This is a genomic window from Nonomuraea sp. NPDC050153 (assembly GCF_044460125.1).
GTDB lineage: Bacteria > Actinomycetota > Actinomycetes > Streptosporangiales > Streptosporangiaceae > Nonomuraea.
This window is the reverse complement of record NZ_JBITJQ010000025.1, coordinates 152,970-178,656: the sequence shown is the minus strand read 5'-3', so window position 1 is coordinate 178,656 and position 25,687 is coordinate 152,970. Positions and strand designations below refer to the sequence as shown.

Genomic DNA, 25,687 nt, shown 5'->3' with positions numbered 1-25,687 from the left:
CACGACGATTGGGCGTCGCAGTACCGCGACTGGAAGCGGCGGAACCGCACTTCGCCCGTGAGAAGACGGATCGAATCTGAACCCACCGATGTCATCGGTCCCGGTGGCGCATCGCGTTCCTTGGTCCAGGTCGGTGGCCCAAGCCCGCTCACCTCGCCCGAGGTGACGCGCGGCAGCTGCCACACCGCCCCGGGGCCGGGCCGACTCTGGAAGCCAGGGTATCCCGGCAAGATCCAGTCCTTGATCTTGGTGTCCCAGCTCCCGCCCATACACGAAGGATCAAAGTGACAGACAGGAGGTTAAGAGACACCCTCTCAACTTGTTCTTTATCCTCCGGATTGTTGTGCTGAGCGGTGGGTTGATCGTTTCGCAGACAACAACGGTCGCGAACGCGACAGGATCGGGTTCCGATCAGCGCAGATGACATCCGGATGTGGCACGCCGCTCGGGATCTGGCTCATGCGGCCAGCTGGAACGCCTCCCACCCGCCTGCCGCATCGGCAAACTGGGTGGCGGCGTGCCGGAGACGGCGGCCGGCTTTCGGCGACGGAGGCGAGAACCGCCGCCCTCGTGAAGCAGATCCTGGCCGCTCCCGAGGACCGCCGCGCCGCTGAAGATCCAACTGACCTCCAAGCTGGTTCCAAGATCACGAATACACCATGGTCGTGCTGAACCGAACAGCGAAAGGAGGACAATATGAAGGTTCTTCTCGGCGAGCTGGAGTTCGCCGCGGAGCTTTCCGACGACGCGCTCGAGACCGTCATCGGCGGGCGGGAGCCGATGACCCCGGCCACCCCCAAGGTGTGCACCGCCATGGGCAACGGCACGATCAGCGACGCCTGCTTCGACATGTCCGGAACCTGAGAAACCACGGACGGCACCCGTGACCGCGACGCGCGGCGCGGGTGCCGTCCCGTGTCCGATGGAGCGTTCTCGTGATTCTGATACTCAGCGGAAAAGACGACCATGGGGTCGAACTGGTCCGGCCCCGGCTCGTCGAGCGGGGCATCGAGGTGGTCTGGTGGGACCCTGGCGACTACCCCGCAGCGAGCCGGATCACCTCCCGCCTGGTCGACGGGGCGTGGCGGCATACGCTGACGACCGGCGGTGTGGACTACGACTCCTCGGACGTCAGCGCCGTCTGGGTGCGTCGGCCGTCGAGCCCGAGGGCGGCCGGCACCGTCGGGGAGGCCCAGTTCCACCGCACGTACGTGGAGAGACTGGCGCGCATCTTCCTCAACGGCTGGGAGGACACCTTCGACACCCGCTGGTTCCCCGCGCGCCTGCCCGACCTGCTCCGCACCCAGAACAAGCTGGTCAACCTCGCCGCCGCGGCCCGGCTCGGCTTCACCGTCCCGGCGACGACCGTCACCAACGACCCGGAACAACTGGCCGCGGCCTGGATGGAGGCCGAGGGGCGGCTGATCGCCAAGGAGGTCGAGTTCGTGCCGTTCCAGCTCGACGGCGCCGGCCACAGCCTCTACACCACCCCGGTCACCCGGCGGCACCTCGCCGCCCGGCACCGGCTGAGCCACGCGCCGGTGATCCTCCAGCCGTACGTGGACAAGGCCCTGGAACTGCGCATCACCGTGGTGGGCGACCGGGTCTTCACCGCCGCGATCGACTCGCAGGGGTCGCGGACGACCCGGGACGACTTCCGGCACTACGAGGGCAACTTCACCCGCTACTCCGTCCACGAGCTGCCCGAGGACCTGGGGCGGCGCTGCGTCGAGCTGGTCAGGTCGCTGGGCCTGGCGTTCGGCGCGATCGATGTGATTCTCACCCCAGAAGGCGAATACGTGTATCTGGAGCTCAATCCCAACGGGCAATGGGGGTGGCTGGAGGAGTTCACCGATCTGCCCATCTCCGCCGCTGTCGCCGACTGGCTGGCCGCCGCGGAGGAGGTGCGGGTGTGAACGGATTCCCCGAGACCCTGGCCGAGGCCGTCGAACTGCTGCGCGGGTTGCCGCGCCGGCGCGCGGGGGTGGACCGGGCGCGCAGGAGCGTCGCCGAGTGGCGCGCCGCCCATCCGGACTCCCGCGCCCAGCTCGTCGTGGACGCGCGGCCCGGCTCGCCGGTCGTCGACTACGACCTGCTCCTGGAGCATCCCGACGGCGGGACCGTCGCCGTCACCGCCTCCGCCGAGGACGGCGTCCCGTGGACGGTCGACCACTCCACGCACTGGGCCGCGAGCAAGGTCGTGGCCGTCGACGGCCTGCAACTGTCGGTGCAGACCGCGCTGCTCACCCTGCGCGCCCTCGCCGACCGGGACCGGACCCTGCACGACGACCTGATCGACCACTGCCTGCTCGTCCTGGCCGCCGCGCAGGAGCCCGACCCGTCGCAGGAGGAGCTGCAGCAGGCGTCCGACGACTTCCGCAGCAGGCGAGGCCTGCACAGCGCCGCCGCGATGCGGCGCTGGCTGGAGGAGGTGAACCTGACGCCGGACGCCTACCAGAACCACCTGCACTCGCTGGCCAAGATGCGCAGGTTCAGGACTCGCGTGGAGAGCGAGTCGGCCAGGACCTACTTCGCGGACCACGCCGCCGAGTTCGACCGGGTCTCGGCCGTGTGGGCGGCGGGCCCACACGCCCGGCTGGCCGAACTGGCCGAGCTGGCAGGCGACGGCGAGCCGTTCGCCGTGCTCGCCGGAGCGGTGGCGCGTCCCTCGGGCGAGCTGACCGTGCACGTGGCGGAACGGGCGGCGCGCGAGCTGCCGGCGCCGCTGCGGGAGGCCGCGCGAGGCGTCCCGGTCGGGCCCGTGGCCCACGGCGAGGCGTACCTCTTTGGCGCCGTACGCGACCGCCGCCCCGTCGAGCCCGACGCCGCCACGCTGGCCGCCGCCGGACGGGCCGCGTTCGCTGCCTTCCTGGCCGGGCGGCGGGCCGAAGCGGACATCGAGTGGTTCTGGCTGTGAACGGTCCGTCCCCGGCCGCCGTCAGGGCGCGGCGGCCGGGGACTGCAACGCCCGGCTGACCATCGTGGTCCGTACCGCGTCGCCCCACAGCCACCTCAGCTCCGCCCGTGCGCGCCGCTCGGCCAGCCAGTGGTCGAACAGCACCGCCTCGATCTCGCGGCGCATACCAAAGTCGAGCGTGCCGGGCCGGATCTCCAGCACCGTGGATATCACCGGCTCGTGCTCCGGCGGGCCGAGCAGGTCGCCCACGCGCATGCCGGTCGCGCCGGGGCCGAGGTCGCGCCGGCGCAGCCGCCGCACCCGCACGTCGGCGCGGTGATCCAGGCATTCCGCGGCGATCAGGGCGAGCGCGTGCGCGCTCGCGTCCGGCCGGCGCGCCTGGCGTTCGGCCGCCGCGCGGGCCGCGTCCTGATCCGGGTAGCGCGTGCTCAGCACGCAGACCTCGTCCCAGGCGGAGGGGTCGGCGGTGAACGCGTCCTCGACCGCCCCGCCGACCAGGCGCGTGCGCAGGCGCGCGACCGACGCCTCGGCCGCCACCACCTCCTCCAGCCGCTCGTGGCTCATCCCTCGCTCGGCCATCCACGCCCGGGTGGCCTTGACCGTGAGCAGGCCCCGCGCCCGGCGGAAGGCGTCCATGGCGTCCTGCATCTCGGCGGCGGACAGCTCGACCGGGTGACGGGCCAGCTCTTGCTCCACCAGGCTGGCGTTGACCAGGCGGGTGGCCGGCGCGGTGCCGGTCCACAACCCGTCCAGCACGTTCATGGCCTGCTCCACCGTGACGTCAACCCCGTCGACGCGCACCAGCACCTGCTCGCCGGCGTGATGGGCGCCGCGCAGCGGCCACGGCAGCGCGCGCTCGGGTGCGAAGGCGAGGGACACGGTCCCGCCCGCCACCGTGATCAGCATGTCGTAGTGGTAGGGGCCGCCGGGGAAGTCCTGCTGCCACACCAAGCGCATCGGCACGTCCGGGTACGCCGCCCGCAGCCCGGCGGTCAGCCGCCGCGCGTCGGCGGGCGCCGCCTCGCCCAGCCCGCGCAGGTGGGCCAGTACGTCGGCCAGCAGGCGGCCGGAGGGAAGGGACACGGGTCAGCCTCCATTCAGCAGGTAGTCGCAGACGGCCCGGCTGATCGGCAGGCCCGTCAGGTCCTCGATCCACAGCCATTGGCCGTTGGGGTTGATCTCCAGGAAGACGTGACGGCCCTCGGGAGTGAGGATCAGGTCGATCGCCCCGTAGGCCAGGTCCAGGCGGTCCATCAGCGCCAGGCAGCGGGCGGCGACCTCGCCGGGCAGCTCGTGCGGGCGGTGCGGGGTGCGCGCGGTGTCGTAGCGCCGCCAGTCGAGTCCGGTCCTGTTGGTCCGCTGCGAATGGATCTCAGCGGCGAAGACGCGCCGGCCGACGACGGTGACCCGCAGCTCGACCCGTTTGGGCACGTACTCCTGGACGATGACCGGGCAGAACCGCAGCCCGCCCGCATAAGCCACGTCACGGGGCGAGACCGGGTCGCACAGCCGGTGCACGTACAGGTCGCCGCCCACGCCGTCGACGAACGGCACGTGCAGCGGCTTGGTGATGATCCGCCCGTCGTGGCGGTCGTGGAAGTCCAGGAACGCCTGCGGATCGGTGGTGATCACGGTGTCGGGCACCGCGAAGCCGAGCGCCGCGGCCTGCGCGAGCTGGAGTGACTTGTGCCCGGCCCGACGGAAGACCGACTCGCGCGCGGGCAGTTGCCGGCACGTCATCCCCTCCCACAGGCCGGCCAGCAGCGTCTGGCACTCCTGGGCCGCGTACGCGGCCACCGCCGGGTCCCTCAGCTCGGGATGCGGGGACGGGGGAGAGGGCCGGCGCCACCACAGCGCCGTGAGCGCGTCGAGGTCGAGCATGCTCTCCGGCCAGAGCCGCAGCCGCCTGCCGTCCGCACCGGGCCCGTGCCGCAGCTCGACCGTGGCCGAGACGGGGAAGTCCGCCGGGTCGAAGACGGTGACGCGCGCGCCCCGGCCAGTGAGCAGGTCCGCCACGCGTTCGGCGTGCGCGTCGCCCGCGCCGGTGAGGATGAGGACGTGAGGGTCGGACATCGGGCTCTCCGTTGTCGCGTGGCCGGTGGGGACGCCCCGGAGCCGGTCGATCTCCGGGGCGTCCCCACCCCCGCGCCGGCCCGGGAGGAAGGGCCGCATGGCGCGGGGGCCGGCTGGGGATGGACTACGTGTAAAGGTCGTCGACCGTGTGGCTGGCCTCGCAGGTGGTGATCGCCTTCACCGGGGCTTGCCCGCCGCTGACGCCGGCCAGCTCGCTCTCGTCCAGCTCGGCGCCGATGGCCGACAGCTCGCGCAGAGCCGTGCCGTACTTGCCGTCCATGCTCGTACTCCTTTCTGTGCCTGCCCGGTCGATCCTGGCGGCGGCGTCTTGCAGCGGGCATGTGGATCACTTGGACCGCAACCGAGGCACAACTCACCTCCAAGTGATCGTCCTTAGGTTTGCCACTCGTGACCGATCTCGACCGCACACGTCCCGTCCCCGCGCCCTCCTGGCAGCCGACGCGGCACTGGGAAGACAGCAGCGCCTACCGTGCTCCGGCCGCTTCCGAGGCGGCCGCCCCCGCCCCCGCCGAGCGCCGTCAGGGGCGGAGTATGTACCGCGAGGAGGCACTGCGCGAGAGGGCCGAGCGGCGCGCGGGCGGCCAGGTCCCGGTCACGATCAGCGGCCCGTCCTTCCTGCTGCTGTGGACGGCGGCCGCCGTCGTGCTGGCGGCCGGCGTTGCGGTAGTCGTCCTGGTGGTCGTCCGATGAGGAACCGCGTCCCTGTCGTCCTGCAGAACACTCCGACCGAGTGCGGCGTGGCGTGCCTGGCCATGGTGCTGCGCCACCACGGCCACCGCACCACCGTGCACGAACTGTCCGAACGGCTCGTCGTCGGCAGGGACGGGCTGAACGCGCGCGCCCTGGTGGAGGGCGCGCGGGAGCACGGGCTCACGGCGCGGGCCTTCTCCCTCGCCCCCGAGGACCTGGCACGCGTACCCCTGCCCGCCATCGCGCACTGGGAGTTCAACCACTTCGTCGTGGTCGAACGCTGGTCGCCCGACCAGGCCGACCTGGTCGACCCCGGTCAGGGCCGGCGCCGCCTCACCTCCGAGGAATTCAGCGCCGGATTCACCGGCGTGCTGCTGGTCTTCGAGCCCGGCGAGGGGTTCAGGCGCGGCTTGTCCTCGCTGGCCGGGGCCTGGCGGCGGGAGTTCGTCCGGACCCTGCTGCAGCGCCGCCGGGGCCTGCTGGCCCAGGTGATCGCCGCTTCGCTGCTGCTCCAGGCGCTCGGGCTGGCCCTGCCGTTGCTGTCGGAGCTGCTGATCGACACCGTCATTCCGGCCCGCGCCGCCGGCCTGCTGCCGTGGCTGGGCGTGGCCGTGCTGCTGGCCGGGGCGGCCCAGTTCGTCCTCGCCTACCTGCGGGCCGTGCTCCTGGTGGCGGTACGCGCTCGCGCCGACCAGCAGCTCACCGAAGGCGTGGTCGGCCACCTGGTGGCGCTGCCGTACCGGTACTTCACCCAGCGCGGCACCGGCGACCTGCTGACCCGGGCCGCCAGCGTCTCGACCCTGCGTGACCTGCTCACCGGCCAGATCGTCACCGCGGTGCTGGACGGGCCGCTGGCCCTGGGCTACCTGGCAATGGTCTACGTGTGGAACCCCGTCTTCGGCGCGGCGCTGACCGGCGTGATCGTCCTGCAGTCGATCCTGCTGCTGGGCACCGCCCGCCGCGTCAACCTGCTGGCCCAGCAGGAGCTGGCCGCGTTCTCCGCCTCGCAGAGCAGTCTCATCCAGACCATCAGCGGCATCGAGACGCTCAAGGCGTCCGGGGCGGAGAGGCGGGCGGTGGAGCAATGGTCCGCGCATTTCGCCCAGCAGCTCCAGGCGGACGTCCGCAGCGGGCTCACCCACGGCATGCTCGACGCCGCGCTGTCGGCGCTGCGCGTCATCACCCCGCTCGGGCTGCTCTGGCTGGGCGCTTGGCAGGTCCTGGACGGCAAGCTGAGCGTGGGCGCGCTCGTCGCGCTCAACGCCATCGCGCTGAGCGCGCTGACCCCGCTCGGCTCGCTGATGAGCAGCCTGCAGAGCCTGCAGCAGGCAGGCGCGCACTTCGACCGGCTCTCCGACATCCTCGCCTCCACGCCCGAGCCGAGCAACGGCATCGAGGTGCTGCGGCTGCGCGGCGCGATCGAGCTGCGCGAGGTGGGCTTCCGCCACGACCCGCGCGGCCCGTGGACGGTGCGGGACGTCTCGGTCAGCATCCGACCCGGGCAGAAGGTGGCCCTGGTGGGCTCGTCGGGCTCGGGCAAGAGCACGCTGGCCCGGCTGCTGCTGGCACTGCACACCCCGACCAAGGGGCAGATCCGCTACGACGGCGTCCCGGCCACCGAGCTGAACCTGCACTCCCTGCGCCGCCAGTTCGGCGTGGTCACCCAGGACCCGTCCCTGTTCAACGGCTCGATCAGGGAGAACATCGCGCTCAACGACCCCGGCGCGCCGCTGGAGCGCATCCTCCAGGCGGCCGAGCTGGCCGCGCTGCACGACGAGATCGCCGCCATGCCCATGGGGTACGAGACGATGCTCACCGACGGCGGCGGCCTGTCCGGCGGGCAGCGGCAGCGCCTGGCCCTGGCCCGCGCCGTGCTGTCACGGCCGAAGGTGCTGCTGCTCGACGAGGCCACCAGCAACCTCGACAGCTCCACAGAGGCGGCCATCGAGGCCAACCTGTGCTGGCTGCCGCAGACCCGCATCGTCATCGCCCACCGGCTGAGCACGGTCAGGGACGCCGACCTGATCCTCGTACTCGACGCCGGCCGTGTCGTGGAACGCGGCACCCACGAGGAGCTGATGGGCCTGCGTGGCAGGTACGCCCAGCTGGTCGCGGCCCAGGCCGCGCTCTCCTGATACGCGTGCGCGGGATCACCGGCTACTTCGGCAACTCGCGCGAAGCCGTTGTGCACAGCACGCGTGAGTACATCAGGACGTCACCGGCAGCGAATTTCCCCGGATACGTCGGCATAATCGACGCCAGGAGGTGTCCATGCCATTCTTTGTCCGGACGGTGGAGTCGTTGTTGTTGCCGGCCCTGCGAGACCATGGCGACAGCTCGATCGAAGCGCTGGTGGCCTACTCAGGGCTGTCGCCCGAGGACGTGCGCAATGCGCTCCCAGCATTGCAGCGCCGCGGCCTGGTTGTCGAGAGCAGCCCGGGCCGGTACGCGCTGACCGATTACGGGGTCAAGACCAGCCTGAACGCCACCCCAGGCAGCCCCCGCGACCGGGTGACCGGCGTCTTCCTCCTTGACGACGAGGTCGAGGAAGCGGCGAGCGACACCTCGGAGGACGAGCTCAACAGCGCGCTGGACGACGCGCTGGGCGCCCGCGACGACGCACCCGACCAGTAGGGCAGCAGACGATGCAGCATTCCGCGTGGTTCTCCGTGCTGTCGGCGGCCATCGCCGGCGGGGTGACGCTCTTCGACATGGACCGGACTTTCATCGTCGGCGACGTGTCGGGCTACCGGGTCTACCGGTCCGTATGGTGGTGGGGGTTCATCGTCGTCAACTGTGTGACGGCCGTGGCGGTCTTCTTCGGGCTGCGCACACTGACGACCTTCCAGGGCTGGAACTCCTGGCTGTTCGCCTCCGGCGTCGGCGTGTCCTACCTGGCCTTCGTCCGGCTGAAGTTCGCCACCGTGTCCTACCAGAACTCCGAGATCCCCATCGGGCTGGACACCTTCTATGAGTCGGGACGGCAGTTCGTCTTCAAGAGGATCAACGGGGAGATCAAGGCCGACCGGGCGCAGCGGGCGCAGCGGCTGATCGACGACAACGACCTGAAGGCGCTGGGCAACCAGGTCCGGCTGGACATCAATCTGGACGCGTTGCTCACGCCGGAGGAGAGGAAGACACGGCTCGCCTGGCTCCTCACGGTCCTCCAGGATCCCGGCTTCGACGAGGAACAGAAGAAGACGACCCTGGCCGTCTACCTCGCCTCGGGCACCCAGGTCTGACGACGATGGCCATCCCCTACGCGCCGGGAGCCTTCGGGGATCTGCTCTGCCCGCGCTGTGGAGAGCTCCTGCCCGAGGCCGTCTACTGGATGGTGCTGACCCAGGACAGCGCCCCCGAACTGCTCGAACTGGTCGACGAGGGCCGCCTGAACCTTGTGGAGTGCGCTGTCTGCGGCAACCTCGGCGACCTCAGCGCCCCTGTGCTGTGGGCCGACGATGACCGGAGCATTCTCCTTTACGACACCTTCACCGCCTCCCGCGAGGAGCCGGCGATCCGGGCAGAGATCTTCGCGCTGTTGGAGGAGCGGGGCGGGTTCGACGTGGGCGCGCTCCGCAGCAACTCTCTGACCGTACGCAACTTCCGCGAGCTGAACGACTTCCGCGAACTCGACGACGAGTGGTTCGCCCTCGCGCTCGAAGGGATCCGGCTGCGCGAGGCCCGGATGGGCATCTTCGGACAGGCCAGGGTCGAGGCGATCTGCCGGGACATCCGAACCTCCCCGATCTTCTTCATCAGCGGCTACGAACGTTCCGCCGAGCTGCTCGGACGCGCCGAGCTCTGGCGCGGAGACGAGGCGCAGAGCATCCGGGAGGTGCTCGACAGCGCGCTCGACCCGGACGACGAGACGTTGTCCCCCGGGTCGAAGGTGAAGAGACTGCCGCCGTCCGCGCGTGAGTCGTTCCACGCCGCGCTCGCCGAGGCCAGGCAGGTCATCACGGCCGAGATCGACGATATCGGCGAGCTCATCGGGGCGGAGCGGGCCGCCGGCGTCCTCCTGGACAGGAAGATCTCTTTGACCCCCGCGGAGACCGAGCGCTTCGGCGAGGCCGCGATCGGGTGGGACGCGCCCCTCGACGGGCTGACGGACCTGCTCCAACGGCTCGCCGCGGAGCCGCCCGGAGAATCTCCGGCCACCCCGGAGAACGGCGGGCCACGCCAGGTCATGCGCACCCTCGGCGGAGGAGAGTGGCAGCCCTTCGCCTGGACCGACACCCACGTCATCGAGCCGCCCGACGGGCTGCAAGAGGCCGTCGCCGCGTACGAGGCCGGACGGTACGAGGAGGCATTGGAGCGGACACTGCTGGTGGAGCGTTCCTGCCGTCCCGACCAGAGGCGGCTGTGCACGCTCTACACCGCGATGCTGACCTTGGAGTGCGGCCGGCCCTATGGACGCGGCATGGCCCAGGGCGCAATCGAGGCGACGATCACCGGCATCCAAAACACCGGTCGGGTGGAGCTGAACGAGCTGACCGCGCTGGCGCATGTCCAACGCGTGCTCGGCGAGGTGGAGAGGTCGATCGGAGAGTTCCAGTGGGCACTCAACCATCAGCTCAGCGCGTTCGACCTCTATCTGAGTCTCGAGGACTGGGGCTGGCTCTCCGAAGTCGGCCCTGCCCTCGTTGTCTCCCTTGTGGCGTTCGGCCGCAAAGGCGAGGCGTTCGACATCGCCGACCGGCTGGACTCGGAGGAGATCTGGCACAAGATGCCCCGCGCGCTGCTCGCGCAGATGTTCGGCGCCCTGGCCTCCGCCGTGGAACCCGGACTGGAGATCGTCTGTGATCTGGGCACCGGGGAGGTCGGCGCCATCAACCTGGGCGGGGCCAGGTCGATGGCCGTGCTGGAGTTCCGCAGCCCCGACGCTCCCGGCGAGGCCGGCACGCTGATCGTCGGGAATCGCTGCCTGAACGAGCTGGTCCGGGCGCTGGCCGCCGCAGAGGATCCCGCTGACCGGCTACGGCTGTTCCTGGCGATCCTGCAGGCGGAGGCCCGCTTCCTGACCGATGGCCGCGGGCCGCGGCAAACGGTCAACGGCAGCCTGATCCGGAGCGTGCACCAGCTCGTGGCATTGGCGCTCCAGGCTGCCGGAGACGATCCCCCGCAGGGCCTGGCAACGGACGTCGCCCTCGCCTTCGCGCTGGCCTGTCAGGTGGCGGTCATCGAGGCGCTGCAGGCGGATGAGATCTTCGCCCGTGGCGGCGCGACAGGCGACCTGTCGGTCCGGTTGTGGGGATCGGCGCTGCTCACCGGCAAGGCGGCCTACGAGCTCGACCGCATCCTGGACGTTCGGCGCCGCAACACCATGACCGCACACGGATCGTTGACCGAGGCGGTCCTCACCAGCTACGCGCTGGCTCTGGAGACCGCAGGAGAGCTCGACCAGGCCATCGACCTCTACCAGGAGCTCATACCCCGCGCCGAGAAGCGGCGTTCGGTCTTCCTCAACCGGAGGCTCACGCTCTGGGCCCAGGCCACGATGACCCCGCCCTACACCCGGCTCTCGCGCTGCCTTTTCGCCCGCTACCTGTCCGGTGGACACTTCCAGGACGCCCTCCTCGCGGGCGACGCGCTCGAGCGGCATCGCGCGCGGGAGCTCCGGCAGCGGGGCATCGTCCTGACCGGGACGGAGCCGCCCCGGTGGCTGCGCTCGCCGCTCACGTCGGCCGCCGCCACGCTGCCGGACGGACACGCCGTCATCTGCGTCGGCCTACATCCCCACACAGTTCGCGTCGAGGGCCGGTGGATGGCGCTCGCGCTCCCCGCCGACGGAGTCGGCGGGTGGGCGGAGGAGACCACCCCGCCCGAGCTGCTCTTCGAGATCCACCTCTGGTTCTCCGACCGGATGCAGCAGGCGGCACAGGCGGTACGCGAGGCACGGATCGCCACCATGGAGGAGTACACCGGCATCCTCGAACGGTTCGTCCCGGCCGCGGACGTCCACGAGCGCCTCGCCTCGCTCTGGCAGGCACTGGGGGCAGGTGCCGGACGCTTCCGCGAGCTGCACCTCAGCACCGAGAGCTACGCGCTCCAGCTGCCGTGGTCAGCGGCCGCCCTGGCCTCGGCGGGGGAGGAGGTCGTGGTGCGGGTCGTGGCGACCACAGCGCTGGTCGGACGGCCTCGGCGGCCGGCCGAGCCGGCTCCGACGATCGTCGTCGCCGTTCAGGACGACCGGTCGGAGCGCGCGAACGCGCAACTGCTGGAGGCGGGCGGCGACCTGGCCGAGCTGATCTACTCGGAGCAGCCCTCGGACGAAGCCGACGTCGGTGTCTGCCTCCAGGCGGATCTCCATCGGGTGAGCTCGGCCGACGCCCTCGTGCTCCTGGGTCACGGCCGCCGCGGCCGCGGCCTCACCCACACGCTGCACGACTTCACCACGCAGCCGCGCACGGTCGTCCTGCTGGGCTGCTGGTCGGCCCACATCGACCAGGACCTCTCCCACATGGAGGTCGAGGGCTTGGCCGTCTCGCTGCTGGCCTCCGGCGTCGAAGCGGTCGTCGCCTCCCTCTGGCCGGTGACCCTGGAAGCGGGTGCCCTGCTCACCTCCCGCTACCTCGCCGAGCTGAACCGCGCAGTCCCACCCGGACGCGCCTTCGCCACGGCCCGCACTGTGCTCCGCTCCGATCCCCGCTTCGACCATCCGGCCGTTTGGTGCGGCTTCACCCTCTTCGGCTAAAGCGCGCTCACACACCAGACGGTTGCGGAGGCCACCCGCAACCCAGATCGCCCAGCTCAGCCACGACCTGCGTCGTCCAGGCGGCACCCGCCCGCGCCCCCCGGAACAGCCCGGCAGAGCGGCCGCACCTGGCCCAGCCTCCTCACTCCGAAAGGCCGACTCCTGGCCGCCGAACAGCTCCTGCACGACATGCTGACCGCGCTCGCCGACGACGGTGTGACCGTGCCCGCGTTCCTCGCTGACGCCCTCGCCGAGGCGTGGGGCGAAGACGAAGCCGAGACGACCCCGTCCATCCGCTACCGCCCCCTCCTGGATGCATGCCCTCGGCCGCGCCGCTGTTGACCCGCACGGCACCTACGGCGACCCAAGCAACGTCATCACCGACTACGAAACCCACATCGTCAACGGCGAGCCGGGCATAGGGCCAGCCTTGATCTCGCACGCGTTGCTGCTGGCGTATTCGAACAGCTCATCCTGGACGGCACCATGCGCGCGTCCCACTGCTCAAGCAACGCGCGGACACGCTGGCTGATCTCCTCACGTTGCCGGAGCAGTTCGTTGACCACCTCAGCGTTCATCGGTCGCCGTTCCACTCAGCTGCCAGAGCGGCCGCGGCTCGGAGCGCGGCAGCCAACTCCCCGTGAAGGGCGGGGCGAACACCATCCAACTTGTCCAGCACATCGGCCATGACGACTGCCTCCGCAAGGGAGAACTGCGTGGAGAGGAAGGCCCATCTGGTGCCTGACGCGTCCGGTTGAACACATCGACATGCGGCGGGTGCAGCATGCCGTCGCCGTAATCGGTTTGCAGCAGCAGCACCAGGACGCCTGTACTCCAGCAGCTCGTGCACGGCGAAGCCGGCCACCGCGATGCCCACCTCGGCGAGGAACGCGGCGAGCGGCCTGCCCGCCCAGGTGAACTCCTCCCTCAGCCGGCTCTCCAGCAGATCGCCGGCGGGGACGCACCTTGAGAGCCGAGTCCGGCCGCCTGCTGGACGCCAGCCTGGAGCGCAGCGGCCAGCTCCTGCACCACATGGGCGACGCCTGAAGCGCCGAAGTCGCCGCCTGCGACGCCCTCGCCGGCCGCGACGCCCTCGCCGGCGCCCGGGCGAGACCCAGCGACGAGCGCGAACGAGCCCGCACGGCCTTACCCGGCGGAGTGGATCACGAGGGACTGCCGCCGCTCCTGGATGGGGTCGACGACTGGGCCGCCCGCGACGCTTACCTCGCCGACGGGCACGCCGACGTCGACCGTGACGACGCCGCCCCCGACGACGAAGGACCTCGCCCGGAAGCAAGCAGCCGGTGAGCGCCGAAGTCGTCGCGCTGCGCCCCCGCGCCAAGCGACAGGGACCTAGGACCCAGGTGAAGATCTCCGGCTGCCATCAATCCGAAACCGGCGCCGCGCACTGGCTGACCATCCGCTCCTACCTCGACAGCGCCCGCAAGAACGGGCTGAGCGCCTTCGAGGCGATCCACCGCGCCTTCACCGGCAACCTGTGGATGCCGCCCGTCGCACTCGACGCGAACAGGTCGGTGGCGGCCGGTTCTGGCGCTGCACGCTGCGGCACGCCGGCCGGACGCCTCCGCCACCGGTCGGCCGGATGGCCGCGTTATCAGCCGAGGACCGAGGTCTGCGCATGGCTCCTCCTGTCAAAGGATCTCGACAACCACCCCAAACCAACCCGGCAAACCTCAGAACCCGGCCCCGCGCCGCATTGGCGATGCGAGGGCCGGGGTCGGATACGTCTAGACGACCCTGTTGATGTGCCAGCTTTGGTTCTCGCCGCCCCAGCAGCGGGCCTGGACTACCCTGGCGCCGTTGGCGGGGTCCACATTGGCAACGTCCAGGCACAGGCCACTGTGCTTGGCGATGACGCGCCTGGTGCCGTCGGCGTTCTTCTTGAGCCGCCACCGCTGGTTGGCTTTGAAGCTGCAGGTCGCCTGGATCACGGCCGCCGCGTTCGCGGTGCTCGCGAAGGCGACGTCCAGGCACTTGCCGCTGTGCCTGGCGACGAACACGTACGACCCGTCGTCGAACTTGCGGGCCTCCCACTGCTGGCTGAGCACTCGGTCCAGGCACTGCCACTGGTGCGTCGGGGTGGCGTGCAGGGTGCTCCCGTGCAATATGTCCAGGCACTTGCCGCTGTGCTCGACGACGAACTTGTAGTAGGCGGGTTCGGCGTGGGCGATCCCGGTTCCGGTGAGGGCGAGGCCGGCGGCCGCGGTCAAGGCGACGACGAGGGCGCGGCGGGCTGTTGCGAAGGACATGGTGACTCTACCTTTCATGTGATCACGAGTCGGCGTGACGAGCGGATTCCTCATGAGTGATGAGCGCAGTGGGCTGGTGGAACTAGCAGCACCGTGACCTAGCAGCACCGTGATCTCGACCGCCGCGAGGTCACGCCTATCCGGTTGAAAGCCCGGGTCTCGCTGAGGGACGAGGTGTAGGGAGCGGGGATCGGGTGGTGTGTCATGGCCACCACGATGGCCTGGCCGGGGGTGGTCGTTCACGGGTGGTGGCCCGCTGATCGCCTCCGGGTTTTCCCGGAGTACGGGCCCCTGGACGACCTGGTTGCCGCACCCGGTGGGCAGGGGCGATCATTCGGTCATGACCACCGAGGCCCGGCGGGCCGACGTACTGCGCGTGGCCGGCTGGATCCTCGGCGTTCTGGGCGCGTTGCTCGGAATTGTCGCCCTGTTGCTGGCCCTGCCCAACGGCCTCGCCGGCGTGGTGTCGGCGGTGGGCGTGGCGGGCGGCTCCTGCGTCAGCGTCTTGTGCGCGATCATCATTGATCACAAACCCGGCAATCGGGCCGCCTGGGCGTTGCTGGCAGGCGGATGGCTGCTGGCCGCTGACAGCCTCGGCTACAGCTGGGCCGCCCTGCACACGCAGGAGGGCTCCTCCTCACCGATGGTCTTGGCCACGGCCTTCGCCGTTGACACCTTGGCGGGCGAGTCGCTGCCGCTGTTCTTGCTGTTGTTCCCCGATGGGCGCCTGCCGTCGAAGCGCTGGCGGCCGGTTCTGGCGCTGTACCTGGCGGGCTGGGCGGCGGCGGGTACAGCCGCCGCGATGGCCGTCTGGCCCTCGGGCGAGCGGATCATCGCGCTGTACGTCGGAGGGCATGTCGAGGCATTGCCTGCGCGGCTGAGTGCCGCCGAGACCGTCACGGCCGCCACCGACCTGTTCGGCATGCTGTTCTTGCTGGTGGGCATCGCCGCGGTGGCGGTGCGCCTGCGCCGAGCCCGTGGGATCGAACGCACGCAGCTGCTGTGGGCGGCCTGGGGGCTCGGCGTCACCGTGGCGATCATGATCTCGACCGCGGCCGCGTCGGGAACCCTCAAGACGGTCCTGGCGGTGCTCGCGCCGCTGCCGTTCTACGCGGCCATCACCGTGGCCATGCGCCGCCATCAGTTGTTCGACGTGCAGCGACTGATCCGGCGCACGGTCACCTACACCGCCATCTCCGCGATCCTGCTGGGCCTGTACGCGATCGTGGCAGTCGCAGTGGGCGCGATCACCGGCCAGTTCGGGGCCGGTTCCTCGGTTGCCGTGGCGGCGGCGACCCTCGCGGTCGCGGCGGCTTTCCGTCCCGCCCTGCGGCTGGTGCGGGCAATCGTCGACCGGCGCTTCGATCACCGTACCTGGCTGGCCGTGCAGACCCTGGACGCCTTCACGGGACGACTGCGCGCGGGCACCGCCGCGCCGGCCGATCTCCTCGTGGCGTTACGCCAGGCGGTCGACGACCCCACCGCACGCGTGGCCTACGTCGAGGACGGGCAGCTGATCGAGCTGGACGGCAGCCCCACGGATCTCGGCGACCCACGGCCCGGGCGGCTGCGCCGGCAGGTGACGGCCGGCGGTTCGCCCGTGGCCATGGTCGATCTGGATGCGCGACTGGCCGAGGAGCCGCGCCTGGTCGAGGCCGCGCTGGCCGCAGCCGCGCTCCCGCTGGAGAACGCCGCCCTGCACGCCCGTGCCGCCGTTCGGCTGGCCGACGTACGGGCCTCGCGCAGCCGCATCGTGGCCGCCGAGGACTCCCAGCGGCGGCGCATCGAACGCGACCTGCACGACGGCGCCCAGCAGCGCCTGGTCGCGCTGGCCCTGCGGCTGCGCATCGCCCAGCGCGAGGTGACCACCACCAGCCACCGCGCCGCCACCGTACTGGGCGAGGCGGTGGAGGAACTGCGCGCCACCGTCGATGAGCTGCGGGAACTCACCCGCGGCATCCTGCCCCCCGTCCTCACCGACGAAGGACTCGCCGTCGCGCTGCGCACGGCCGCGGCACGGCTACCGCTGCCCGTGACCTTCGATGTCACGACCGAGCGCTTCCCACCCACGATCGAGGCCACCTGCTGGTACGTGGCGTGTGAGGCCATGGCCAACGCCGTCAAACACGCCGGTGCCGCGACCGTACACCTCAGTGTGCAACGCACCGGCGACACCGTCGTCCTGCAGGTCGGCGATGACGGCGCGGGCGGCGCCTGCGTGGTCTCCGGCGGCGGGTTGCAGGGACTCAGCGACCGCGTGGCGGCCGTCGGCGGCCGGTTCCACCTGACCAGCCCACCAGGGGCAGGCACCCGGCTGACGGTGGAGCTGCCATGCGCGTCGTGATCGCCGACGACAGCGTCCTGCTGCGCGAAGGCATCGCCGGCCTGCTCGCCAACGCCGGCTTCGAGGTCGTGGCCAGCGTGGGCACCGCCGACGCGCTCGTGGAAGCAGTCAGCGTCCACGAACCCGACATCGCCGTCATCGACATCAGAATGCCGCCCACTCACACCGACGAAGGGCTGCGCGCGGCCACGCAGCTGCGTGACACGCAGCCGGGCCTGGCGATCCTGCTGCTGTCACAATGGGTCCACGCCGGACGCGCGCTCGACCTGTTCCGCAACGGCGCGAGGCTCGGGTATCTGCTGAAAGACCGTGTCATCGACGTCGACGACTTCCTGGAAGCGCTGCGCCGCATCGCCAAGGGCGGCACCGTACTCGACCCTGACGTAGTCGCAGCTCTCGTCGGTGCCAATCCCGGACAGAACGCGCTGAGCCGCCTCACCGACCGGGAGAGGCAGGTCCTCGCACTCATGGCCGAGGGCCGCTCCAACAGCGCCATCGCCGAACGCCTCTACCTCGGCCGCAAAACCGTCGAAACACACGTCAACGCCATCTTCACCAAACTCGACCTCGACCCGGCCAGCGACGACAACCGCCGTGTCCTGGCCGTCCTGACCTGGCTGCGCGCCCAGCAGTGAACACCCACGACGGGAACTCTCGAGGTCTCGCCATCTCGGTGGGGCGTCCGTGGTCATGCCGAATGATCGCCCCTGCCCGCCGGGTGCGGCAACCAGGTCGTCCAGGGGCCCGTACTCCGGGAAAACCCGGAGGCGATCAGCGGGCCACCACCCGTGAACGACCACCCCCGGCCAGGCCATCGTGGTGGCCATGAGCACACAACACCCGATTCCCGTCACCGACGTCGCAGCCGCGACCGGCCGCCGAGCCATGGGCTCCGTGCTGGCCGCCATCAGCCTCATCGCCGCCCCGGCGCTGCTCGCCCTCGGCCTCGCCCTGTACACCAGCCCGTGGCACGACAGCATCCCGGACTACGCGGCGATCGATACCGACCACGCGCAGATGCTGCTGTCGACCAACCTCTCCCTGGCCGCCTTCCCGTTCCTGTACGGCTCCGCCATCGCCATCGCCGTGGTGGCCCGCCGCGCACCATGGCTGGCCGCCACCGGACTGGCCTGCTCCTTCCTCGGCCTGACCGCGATGCTCGTCAACGGCATGGTCGACCTGCCGCTGATCATGATGGCCGGCATCGACGACAGGACAGGCTTCGCCGAGGTGGCCACCAAGCTCGACACACAACTGCCGATCGTGTCCTATCTGTTCCCGCTCTATCTCCTCGGCACGATCATGCTCGCCGCCGCGCTCTGGCGGACCAAGACGGTACCCCGGTGGTCGGCCGTCTGCATCGGCACCGGAGGCCTGTTCCCCATCGCCATCATCACAGGGATCGGAGCAACCGCGCTGATCATCGCCGCCATCCGCATCGCGGGAGCCCTCCCGCTGGTCAAAACGCTGTTGAGCAGGCCAGCTGCCGACCGCTAGACCACGGCACCTCGCGCCGGCGAGAAACCCGGGCAGCGACACCGCTGAAGACCACTTCGACCGCCGGGCCCAGTCGGCCGGGGATAAGAACGAGGCCCGCGACAAGGATGCCCGTGATGACGAGACCATTGACGACGAAGACGACCGCTGACCTCGATATTCGCGCGTGCCAGGCCCCAGCCGATGTGATCGGGAGGACCAGCCCTCCCGATCACAACACAGCCGCGTCCGTGACGGCCGGGCGCAGCCGGCGCCCTGGCCCGGCGGCGGCGCTCCCGCGGCCTGCCCGGACACGCCACCGCGTGGGGCACGATCGGCGACGCCGGGTTCGTCGCCCGCCACGGCATCGCGGCGGTGTTCGCCGGGAACGGCTTCCTGCCCATGACGTCCGGTGAGGCGCTGACGGCGGCCGAGTGCCTCATCGCGGCAGACGTCGAAGCCGCCGCGGTGTCCCGCTACGACTGGGCCCGATGCCGGGCCGTCCTGAAGGCCGACGCCGACGTCGCGACCCGGCTCAGCCCGCTGATCGGCTAGTCAGGGGCCGTTCTTGACCCGACACGAGGACTCCGGCGCCGCCCCGGCCGCCCGCGCGGCGACATGCTGGGACCTCGCGACGGAAAGGCGAGAACTCTTGTCCGAGGAAGACATCCTGCGGCTCGTGCGCGAGTACTGCGCCGAGATCTACGTCGTCGACCTGGCGGCCGTCACCCCGCGGACCACGTTCGTGGACGACCTCGAGTCCGACAGCATGAGCGTGCTCGAACTGCGGGCGGCGCTGGGCGGCCACGGGCTGGACATCGACCCGTCCGACTGCACGATGGAGATGACGGTCGGCGACATCGCCCGGTTGGCGCACCGTTCGTACCTCGCGCGGCAGACGGCCGGTTAGCGGGGCCATGGCCGTACCGCTGACCGGGTCGGACCGGCTCTTCCTCGGCGAGCTCGGCACGGCCGGCGACTACCGGCTGCACATAGCCCTCGCGGCGCGGCTGCCCGGCCCCGCGCCTGCCATCGATGAGCTGCGGCGGCTGGCCGCCGACTCGGCCGCGCGGGCCCCGGTGCTGACCTACCGGCTGGCCCGCGGGCGGTGGGCGCCGGATCCCGCGTTCGACCCGGCGCACCACGTCGTGGAGTACCGGGTGGCGCCGGGCCGGGACGTGTGCGCGGCCGTGGTGGACGCCGTCAGGGACAACCGGCTGCGGCCCGAGCACCCGCTGTGGAGCCTGATGGCCGTGCACGGGTACGCCGAGGACGAGCACGTGCTGTGCTACCGCGTGCACCACGCCTTCCAGGACGGTGTGGGGGCGGCCCGGATCGCGGTGCGGGCCGTGCTGCTGGGCAGAAGCGTCCCCGCGCCCGAGCGTGAGGTGGCGGTGCGCGCGCCGGTCCGGGCACGGATGCGGCTGCTCGCCACGGGGGCCCGGCTGGCGGCCCCGTCGGCGCGGCTCAGGCCGCCCCCGAGCACGGCAGGCGCGGCGGGGACGGGCGCGCGGACGTTCTTCCTGCGTCTCGACGTCGCCGCCGTCCGCCGGATCGCCGCCGCGACCGGCGCGAGCGTCCCGCAGGTGGGCCTGGCCGTGCTGGCCGGCGCGCTGCGGGCCTGGAACCCGTCCCACTGGCGGAAGGCGGGCCGCCGGGGCACGACGGTCTCCTTCCCGCTCAACCTGAACGGCCGCCTGCGCGACGGCGGCCTGGGCAACGGAGCGACCACCATGCCGGTCGTCCTGCCCTGCGCCGAGCCCGCGCCGCGCGAGCGGCTGCGCCGGGTCATGGAGCAGACGAGCGTCGAGCGGATGGCCGCCTACCGGCGCGACCGCTACCCGGTCAGGGCCCCGGCGGCGGTGTTCCGGCTGTTCAGGTGGCTTGCGACCAGGGCGTTCCCGGGCCGGCTGACGGTGAGCGTCATCGGGGTGAGCCTGCCGCTGGACGGCTGCTTCGCCGTCCCGCCCACGTACGACACCGGCGGAGGGGTCGTGTCGATGGTGCACAGCGGCACCACCGTCGTCGCCTCCTGCGTCTTCTCGGCCGCGATCGCGCACGCCGACCGGCTCCCGAGCCTCATGGAGCAGGCCCTCGACGAGCTGCGGCGCGAGGTCGCCCGATGAGCCGGCATCAGCAGGCGCGCAGGCGGAGGAGGCTGCTGGCGTAGCCGCCTTTCGGCTGCAGCGGCGGCAGGCCGCGGGACATCAGCACCGCGCCGTGGTGCACCGCGCCGGTGTCCTCGTCCCGGTAGCGGCCGTCCGGGTCGAGCCCGGCCAGGCGGAGCGGGGCGATCGGCGTGCCGAACGCGACGGGCCCGTGCCAGGCGAGCACGACCACCCGGTCCTCGTGCACGTACTGCACCCCGTACGGAAGCCGCCACAACCGCCCGAACTGCACCACGGGCCGGATGTCCTTGTAGACGGCCACCAGCTCGGCCGCCTCCGACAGCTCGGCCTCGCTCCAGCGGGAGAGGTCGCCGCCGAGCCCGAGCGCCCCCGCCATGGCCACGTGGAAGCGGAAGCGGAGCGGGACGGAGCGCCCGGTCAGCGGGTTCGGGCTGTCGGTGACCCAGGCGGCCATGGCCCGGGCCGGGTACACCTGGCTGAAGCCGCGCTGGATCGCGATGCGGTCGTGGGCGTCGGTGTTGTCGGAGGTCCACACCTGGTCGGTGCGGGCCAGGATGCCCAGGTCGGTACGGCCGCCGCCGCCCGCGCACGCCTCGATGCGCAGGTGCGGGTGGTCGGCTCGGAGCCGGTCCATGATCGAGTAGACGGCTCTGACGTGATCGATCCAGAGCCGGTCCTGGTCAGGGTCGCCGGGCCGGCCCGCCTCGGTGAAGGCGCGGTTGAAGTCCCACTTCAGGAAGTCGACGGCGTGCTCGGAGACCAGCTTGTGCAGCCATTTGTGCGCCCAGTCGGCGACGTCGGGGCGGGCGAAGTTCAGCACGAGCTGGTTGCGCAGCAGCGTGCGGGAGCGGCCCGGCATGTGCAGGACCCAGTCGGGATCGGCGCGGTAGAGGTCGCTGTCGGGGTTGACCATTTCAGGCTCGACCCACAGGCCGAACCGCATGCCCAGCCGGTGCACCTCGTCGATGAGCGGGCTCAGCCCGTCGGGGAAGCGCTCCTCGTTCACCCACCAGTCGCCGAGCCCCGCGCTGTCGCCGGTGCGCCCGCCGAACCAGGCGTCGTCCATCACGAACAGCTCCGCGCCCGTCCGGGCCGCCAGCCGCGCGAGGTGGCGCTGGTTGGTCTCGTTCACGTCGAAGCCGACGGCCTCCCAGGCGTTGTAGACGACCGGGCGCGGCTCGTCCGGCCTGGGCAGCACGTGCCTGGCGACGTGGTCGTGCCAGCGCCGGCTGGCCTGGCCGTACCCGTCGGGCGCGTACACGCCGGCGAACACCGGCGTCACCCACTCCTCGCCCGGCTCCAGCCGCCAGGTGAGGCCCTCGTGGCCGAACCCGCCGGTCCAGCTCACCCGCCCGGCGGGCGTGCGGGTGAGCGTGACGCGCCAGCTCCCGCTCCAGGCCAGGGCGCAGCTCCACACCTCGCCGTGCCGCTCGCCCGCGTCGCCGCCGTCGATCATGAGCCAGGGGTTCGCGTGGTGGCTGCTCAGCCCGCGCCTGCTGGTCAGCGTCGTCTCCCCCACGACCGGCTCGGTACGGCTCAGCGCGTGCTCCGAGCTCCAGCCGCCCGTGACGTGGCTGAGCCGGTAGCCGTCCAGTGCCGGAACGCTCCAGGCCGCCGAGTCGCACCGCAGCACCGTCACCGGCACCTGCGGGCGTAGCACGGTCCAGCGCTCGATCACGTCGCTGTCCTCGCGCACCCGGTAGTGCAACTCGACCAGGAGCGGCCGGCGGCGGTCGGAGAACCGCAACGTCAGGTGGCCCCCGTCGACGCCGTCGCCGATGTCGTGGCCGTCGTGCCGCCACTCGATCCCCCGGTCGCCGCCGGGGAGGACGACCTGCAGCGACGGCGTCTCGAACCGGGCCCCCACCTCGGAGACCAGCTCCTCCTCGCCCGCCGTGCTGTCGAAGCTGCTGGCCCCGGACGCGGCGGGGCCGGGGAGGCTGGCGGCCTGCTCGGCGGTCAGCGCGGGGCCCCAGTGCAGGCAGCGGGGAGCGTCGTCGTCCGCGAGGGCCACGACGTAGCTCGTGCCCGGGGTACGCAGCAGCCACCTGCGGCTGGAGGCGTCGAAGGTCACCGATCGCATGACCCGGAGCCTAGGCACGACCCCGCTCGAATTCAATTCTTGACGAAGTTAATTACTGCTACTATTGCATCCATGCACCCTCGGCTCACCTCGACTCCCGCGGCGGCCACCGTGTTCACCATGGTGCTGACCCAGGGGCCGGTCTCCCGGGTGGAGATCGCCAAGCGGAGCGGGCTGTCGTCCGCCGCCGTCACCAAGGCCGCCCGGCCGTTCATCGAGGCAGGCTACTTGGAGGAGCTGGAGGCCACCGAGCGTACGGCACCGGGCGCGGGCCGCCCGGCAAGCCCTCTGTCCATCCGGCCCGAGCGGGAGTTCTTCTGCGGTGTGAAGATCACCCACGAGGAGCTCATCGGCGTCGTCACCGACCTGCGCGCGCAGCCGCTGGTCTCGGCGCACCGCCCGCTGGCCACGACGTCGGTCGAGGGCGTGGTCTCGGCGCTGGCCGAGCTGGTCGCCGAGTTGCTGGCCGCCGACCCCGCCTACGGCGAGCGCTGCCACGCGCTGGGCCTGGCCGTGTCGGGCGACGTCGACAAGGCCCACGGGGTGGTGCGTTACTCCCCTTTCCTGCAATGGCACCAGGTGCCGCTGGCGCGGCTGGCCGCCGAGGCGACGGGCCTGGCCGTCACGATCGAGAACGACGTCAAGTCGCTCACCGTGGCCGAGCAGTGGTTCGGCGACGGGGTGGGCGCGTCGTCGTTCGCCCTGGTCACCGTGGGGGTGGGGATCGGGTGCGGGCTGGTGGTGAACGATCGGGTGGTGGCCGGCGCACACGGGGTGGCCGGGGAGATCGGCCACATCCCCGTCGGGGGTGACGAGCCCGAGTGCCACTGCGGCGGGCGCGGCTGCGTCGAGGCCATCGCCGGCACGGCGCCGCTGCTGGCGGCGGCGCGCGCGGCGGCCGGCGACGAGTCGCTGACCGTGGGCGCAGCCGTCGACGCTGCCCACGCGGGCGATCCGGGGGTGCGCGAGGTGTTCGCCCGCGCGGGCCACGCCATCGGGCTGGCCATGGCCGCGATGGCCAACCTCTTCGGGCCGGAGCGCATCATCGTGACCGGCGACGTGCCCGGGCTGGCCTCGTACGACCTGTTGGAGGAGCAGCTCAACCGGGCGTTCGCGGCCCAGGCGTTCGGCGCGGCCGCCGACTGCCGCCTGCTGCTGCGCCCGCGCTCGTTCGAGCAGTGGGCCCGCGGCGCCGCCGCGGTCGCCATCCAGCACCACTTCACCCTCCAGGGAGATTGAGTGACCGCAGCCCCCGGCATCTGGCAGCCGCACGATCGGGAGTTCGAGGGGCCGCAGGAGGTGCGGGTCGAGGCGGCGGGGCTGGAGTTCGCGTGCTCGGCGGCGGCCGTGCTCACCTGGACCGCGTCCGAGCCGTCCCCGGGCGTCCTTGAGTTGCGGGTCGCCCCCGACAGGGTCGCCGACGTGCGGGTGGCCTGGCGGATTCCGTGCGCGGACGCGACCGCGTTCTGGGCCGCCGACGGCGGCGAGCACCGGGGGCTGCCGCCGTTCTGGCGTCGTCCCCGCACGGCGGCGCTGGAGAAGAACGCGCCCGTCGGCTGCCTGGTGGGCACCGGTGACGTGGCGCTGTGCACCTACGCCGCGGGCGAGGTGGTCCGGCCCGTGCGGACGCGCACCGGGGTGGTGGAGGAGACCGGCGAGTTCGGGTTCTGGGTGGAGCAGGAGGCCGGGCCGGACGAGGGGCTCGTGCTGCGACTCGACCTCACCCGGCGGCACTTCGCCAGGACGCTGGCCGAGGTGGCGGACTGGTGGCGCGCGCTGCACGGCCCGATCGCCGACGTGCCGCGGGTGGCGCGGATGCCCGCGTACTCGACCTGGTACGCCATGCAGCAGCACGTCAGCGCCGAGAGCGTGGAGCGGCAGGCGGGGCCGGCGGCCGGGCTGGGCTGCGAGGCGATCATCGTGGACGACGGCTGGCACAGCGACGACCGGGGGCGCGGGTACGGCTATGTCGGCGAGTGGGAGCCGTCCCCCACCACATTCCCCGATATTTCGGGACACGTGGCCAAGGTGCGGGGCGAGGGGCTGGCGTACCTGCTCTGGTACGCCCTGCCGTTCGTCGGCCGCCACACGGCGCTGTGGGAGCGCGTGCGGGGGTACACGCTGGCCTACAAGGAGCACATGAACGCCGGCATCGTCGACCCCCGCTACCCGCACGTCCGCGACCTGATCGCCGGCCACCTCACCCGGGCGGTCACGGAGTGGGGCATGGACGGGCTCAAGATCGACTTCATCGACCAGTTCGCCGTGGAGGACCCGCCCGAGCCCGGCCCCGAGGCCGACTGCCGGACCGTGAACGAGGGCGTGCGCCGGCTCCTGGCGCAACTGCCGCGCGACTGCCTGGTCGAGCTGCGGCAGCCGTACGTCAGCCCGGGCCTGTGGCCGTACGCCACGATGGTGCGCGCCTCCGACTGCCCGCTCAGCCCGGCGCACAACCGTCAGCGCACGGTGGACCTGCGGCTGATCGCGGGACCGCTGGCGGTGCACGCGGACATGCTGATGTGGCACCCGGACGAGCGGCCCGAGCACGTCGCCACGCAGCTCGTGAACGTGCTCTTCTCGGTGCCGCAGATCTCGGTGGACCTGACCGCGCAGACGCCCGAGCAGAGCGAGGTGCTGCGGTTCTGGCTGGGCTTCTTCCGGGAGCAGGCGGAGGTGCTGCAGCGCGGCGCCTTCGAGCCCGCCCGGCCCGACCTGGCCTACCCGCAGGTCACGGCCCGCTCGGGCGACACGGTCATCACGGCCCGGTACGCGCCGATGCCGGTCACCGCGCCCGCCTCCGGCACGCTCTGGCTGGCCAACGGCGACGCCTCGACGGACGTGCTGCTGCGGGTGCCCGACGCGGGCACGGCCCACGCCACGATCCTCGACTGCCGCGGCCGCACCGTCACCGAGGGCGACCTGCCCCTGCGACCCGGCATCGCCCAGGTCACCGTCCCGGAGGGCGGCCTGCTGCGCCTGGAACGCTAGCG

General features: G+C 71.7%; 23 protein-coding genes. 18 read left to right on the top strand and 5 right to left on the bottom strand.

The window, feature by feature from the left end:
- Positions 1–696: 696 nt before the first annotated feature.
- From ACIBQ1_RS42610 to ACIBQ1_RS42600, 3 genes are all read left to right on the top strand, one after another.
- Positions 697–864, top strand: a complete 168-nt coding sequence (locus ACIBQ1_RS42610; protein ID WP_397286264.1) for a hypothetical protein — start codon at positions 697–699, stop codon at positions 862–864.
- A gap of 71 nt (positions 865–935) precedes the next feature.
- The gene (locus ACIBQ1_RS42605) at positions 936–1,916 is read left to right on the top strand and encodes an MvdC/MvdD family ATP grasp protein (protein WP_397286262.1); all 981 of its coding nucleotides are present in this window, start codon (positions 936–938) and stop codon (positions 1,914–1,916) included.
- Complete coding sequence (locus tag ACIBQ1_RS42600; RefSeq protein WP_397286260.1) at positions 1,913–2,917, top strand: TIGR04500 family putative peptide maturation system protein; 1,005 nt, start codon at positions 1,913–1,915, stop codon at positions 2,915–2,917. The genes ACIBQ1_RS42605 and ACIBQ1_RS42600 overlap by 4 nt, the downstream gene beginning before the upstream one ends.
- Before the next feature lie 21 nt (positions 2,918–2,938).
- Here the strand turns inward: ACIBQ1_RS42600 and ACIBQ1_RS42595 are convergent, their stop codons facing one another.
- The 3 genes from ACIBQ1_RS42595 to ACIBQ1_RS42585 form a co-directional block, all read right to left on the bottom strand.
- The gene (locus ACIBQ1_RS42595; RefSeq protein ID WP_397286258.1) at positions 2,939–4,000 is read right to left on the bottom strand and encodes a TIGR04500 family putative peptide maturation system protein; all 1,062 of its coding nucleotides are present in this window, start codon (positions 3,998–4,000) and stop codon (positions 2,939–2,941) included.
- Between the two features lie 3 nt (positions 4,001–4,003).
- Positions 4,004–4,990, bottom strand: coding sequence for an MvdC/MvdD family ATP grasp protein (locus tag ACIBQ1_RS42590; RefSeq protein ID WP_397286256.1), 987 nt, complete (start codon positions 4,988–4,990; stop codon positions 4,004–4,006).
- 124 nt (positions 4,991–5,114) lie between these two features.
- The gene (locus ACIBQ1_RS42585; protein ID WP_397286254.1) at positions 5,115–5,270 is read right to left on the bottom strand and encodes a hypothetical protein; all 156 of its coding nucleotides are present in this window, start codon (positions 5,268–5,270) and stop codon (positions 5,115–5,117) included.
- Between the two features lie 128 nt (positions 5,271–5,398).
- Between ACIBQ1_RS42585 and ACIBQ1_RS42580 the strand changes: the two genes are divergently transcribed.
- From ACIBQ1_RS42580 to ACIBQ1_RS42550, 7 genes are all read left to right on the top strand, one after another.
- A complete protein-coding gene (locus tag ACIBQ1_RS42580; RefSeq protein ID WP_397286252.1) occupies positions 5,399–5,701 on the top strand; it encodes a hypothetical protein in 303 nt (100 codons plus the stop codon).
- Complete coding sequence (locus ACIBQ1_RS42575) at positions 5,698–7,836, top strand: peptidase domain-containing ABC transporter (RefSeq protein WP_397286250.1); 2,139 nt, start codon at positions 5,698–5,700, stop codon at positions 7,834–7,836. Before ACIBQ1_RS42580 ends, ACIBQ1_RS42575 begins: the two co-directional genes overlap by 4 nt.
- A gap of 136 nt (positions 7,837–7,972) precedes the next feature.
- The gene (locus tag ACIBQ1_RS42570; protein ID WP_397286248.1) at positions 7,973–8,335 is read left to right on the top strand and encodes a hypothetical protein; all 363 of its coding nucleotides are present in this window, start codon (positions 7,973–7,975) and stop codon (positions 8,333–8,335) included.
- 11 nt (positions 8,336–8,346) lie between these two features.
- A complete protein-coding gene (locus ACIBQ1_RS42565; protein ID WP_397286246.1) occupies positions 8,347–8,943 on the top strand; it encodes a hypothetical protein in 597 nt (198 codons plus the stop codon).
- Between the two features lie 5 nt (positions 8,944–8,948).
- Positions 8,949–12,395 (top strand): CHAT domain-containing protein, encoded by a 3,447-nt coding sequence (locus ACIBQ1_RS42560; protein WP_397286244.1) that lies wholly within the window; start codon positions 8,949–8,951, stop codon positions 12,393–12,395.
- A 189-nt stretch (positions 12,396–12,584) separates the two neighbouring features.
- Positions 12,585–12,737, top strand: a complete 153-nt coding sequence (locus tag ACIBQ1_RS42555) for a hypothetical protein (RefSeq protein WP_397286242.1) — start codon at positions 12,585–12,587, stop codon at positions 12,735–12,737.
- Between the two features lie 816 nt (positions 12,738–13,553).
- Entirely contained in the window at positions 13,554–13,703 is a 150-nt protein-coding gene (locus ACIBQ1_RS42550) for a hypothetical protein (RefSeq protein WP_397286240.1), read from the top strand.
- A gap of 440 nt (positions 13,704–14,143) precedes the next feature.
- Here the strand turns inward: ACIBQ1_RS42550 and ACIBQ1_RS42545 are convergent, their stop codons facing one another.
- Positions 14,144–14,665 carry an RICIN domain-containing protein gene (locus ACIBQ1_RS42545; protein WP_397286238.1) on the bottom strand — a complete coding sequence of 174 codons (522 nt, stop codon included), beginning with the start codon at positions 14,663–14,665 and terminating at the stop codon, positions 14,144–14,146.
- A 340-nt stretch (positions 14,666–15,005) separates the two neighbouring features.
- Between ACIBQ1_RS42545 and ACIBQ1_RS42540 the strand changes: the two genes are divergently transcribed.
- The 6 genes from ACIBQ1_RS42540 (at position 15,006) to ACIBQ1_RS42515 (ending at position 20,611) form a co-directional block, all read left to right on the top strand.
- On the top strand, positions 15,006–17,009 hold the full coding sequence (locus ACIBQ1_RS42540; protein WP_397286236.1) for a histidine kinase: 2,004 nt from the start codon (positions 15,006–15,008) through the stop codon (positions 17,007–17,009).
- On the top strand, positions 16,997–17,644 hold the full coding sequence (locus ACIBQ1_RS42535) for a response regulator (RefSeq protein WP_397286234.1): 648 nt from the start codon (positions 16,997–16,999) through the stop codon (positions 17,642–17,644). The genes ACIBQ1_RS42540 and ACIBQ1_RS42535 overlap by 13 nt, the downstream gene beginning before the upstream one ends.
- Before the next feature lie 190 nt (positions 17,645–17,834).
- On the top strand, positions 17,835–18,506 hold the full coding sequence (locus ACIBQ1_RS42530) for a hypothetical protein (protein WP_397286232.1): 672 nt from the start codon (positions 17,835–17,837) through the stop codon (positions 18,504–18,506).
- 354 nt (positions 18,507–18,860) lie between these two features.
- Positions 18,861–19,040 (top strand): hypothetical protein, encoded by a 180-nt coding sequence (locus tag ACIBQ1_RS42525; RefSeq protein ID WP_397286230.1) that lies wholly within the window; start codon positions 18,861–18,863, stop codon positions 19,038–19,040.
- A 97-nt stretch (positions 19,041–19,137) separates the two neighbouring features.
- Positions 19,138–19,395, top strand: a complete 258-nt coding sequence (locus tag ACIBQ1_RS42520; RefSeq protein WP_397286228.1) for an acyl carrier protein — start codon at positions 19,138–19,140, stop codon at positions 19,393–19,395.
- Positions 19,396–19,402: 7 nt separating this feature from the next.
- Entirely contained in the window at positions 19,403–20,611 is a 1,209-nt protein-coding gene (locus ACIBQ1_RS42515) for a wax ester/triacylglycerol synthase domain-containing protein (RefSeq protein ID WP_397286226.1), read from the top strand.
- A 7-nt stretch (positions 20,612–20,618) separates the two neighbouring features.
- Here ACIBQ1_RS42515 and ACIBQ1_RS42510 read toward each other — a convergent pair whose 3' ends face one another.
- Positions 20,619–22,697, bottom strand: coding sequence for an alpha-galactosidase (locus ACIBQ1_RS42510; protein ID WP_397286224.1), 2,079 nt, complete (start codon positions 22,695–22,697; stop codon positions 20,619–20,621).
- Between the two features lie 72 nt (positions 22,698–22,769).
- On the opposite strand from ACIBQ1_RS42510, the gene ACIBQ1_RS42505 reads away from it, so the two are divergent.
- On the top strand, positions 22,770–23,936 hold the full coding sequence (locus ACIBQ1_RS42505) for an ROK family protein (RefSeq protein ID WP_397286222.1): 1,167 nt from the start codon (positions 22,770–22,772) through the stop codon (positions 23,934–23,936).
- Positions 23,937–25,685: a glycoside hydrolase family 36 protein gene (locus ACIBQ1_RS42500; RefSeq protein ID WP_397286220.1), complete on the top strand. Its 1,749-nt coding sequence runs from the start codon at positions 23,937–23,939 to the stop codon at positions 25,683–25,685. It abuts the gene before it with no gap.
- Positions 25,686–25,687: the final 2 nt, after the last annotated feature.

Coding starts and splice junctions, on each gene's coding strand:
- ACIBQ1_RS42610 (WP_397286264.1), top strand. CDS start 697: ATGAAGGTTCTTCTCGGCGAGCTGGAGTTCGCCGCGGAGCTTTCCGAC.
- ACIBQ1_RS42590 (WP_397286256.1), bottom strand. CDS start 4,990: ATGTCCGACCCTCACGTCCTCATCCTCACCGGCGCGGGCGACGCGCAC.
- ACIBQ1_RS42585 (WP_397286254.1), bottom strand. CDS start 5,270: ATGGACGGCAAGTACGGCACGGCTCTGCGCGAGCTGTCGGCCATCGGC.
- ACIBQ1_RS42575 (WP_397286250.1), top strand. CDS start 5,698: ATGAGGAACCGCGTCCCTGTCGTCCTGCAGAACACTCCGACCGAGTGC.
- ACIBQ1_RS42570 (WP_397286248.1), top strand. CDS start 7,973: ATGCCATTCTTTGTCCGGACGGTGGAGTCGTTGTTGTTGCCGGCCCTG.
- ACIBQ1_RS42565 (WP_397286246.1), top strand. CDS start 8,347: ATGCAGCATTCCGCGTGGTTCTCCGTGCTGTCGGCGGCCATCGCCGGC.
- ACIBQ1_RS42560 (WP_397286244.1), top strand. CDS start 8,949: ATGGCCATCCCCTACGCGCCGGGAGCCTTCGGGGATCTGCTCTGCCCG.
- ACIBQ1_RS42555 (WP_397286242.1), top strand. CDS start 12,585: ATGCTGACCGCGCTCGCCGACGACGGTGTGACCGTGCCCGCGTTCCTC.
- ACIBQ1_RS42545 (WP_397286238.1), bottom strand. CDS start 14,665: ATGTCCTTCGCAACAGCCCGCCGCGCCCTCGTCGTCGCCTTGACCGCG.
- ACIBQ1_RS42540 (WP_397286236.1), top strand. CDS start 15,006: ATGACCACCGAGGCCCGGCGGGCCGACGTACTGCGCGTGGCCGGCTGG.
- ACIBQ1_RS42535 (WP_397286234.1), top strand. CDS start 16,997: ATGCGCGTCGTGATCGCCGACGACAGCGTCCTGCTGCGCGAAGGCATC.
- ACIBQ1_RS42530 (WP_397286232.1), top strand. CDS start 17,835: ATGAGCACACAACACCCGATTCCCGTCACCGACGTCGCAGCCGCGACC.
- ACIBQ1_RS42515 (WP_397286226.1), top strand. CDS start 19,403: ATGGCCGTACCGCTGACCGGGTCGGACCGGCTCTTCCTCGGCGAGCTC.
- ACIBQ1_RS42510 (WP_397286224.1), bottom strand. CDS start 22,697: ATGCGATCGGTGACCTTCGACGCCTCCAGCCGCAGGTGGCTGCTGCGT.
- ACIBQ1_RS42505 (WP_397286222.1), top strand. CDS start 22,770: ATGCACCCTCGGCTCACCTCGACTCCCGCGGCGGCCACCGTGTTCACC.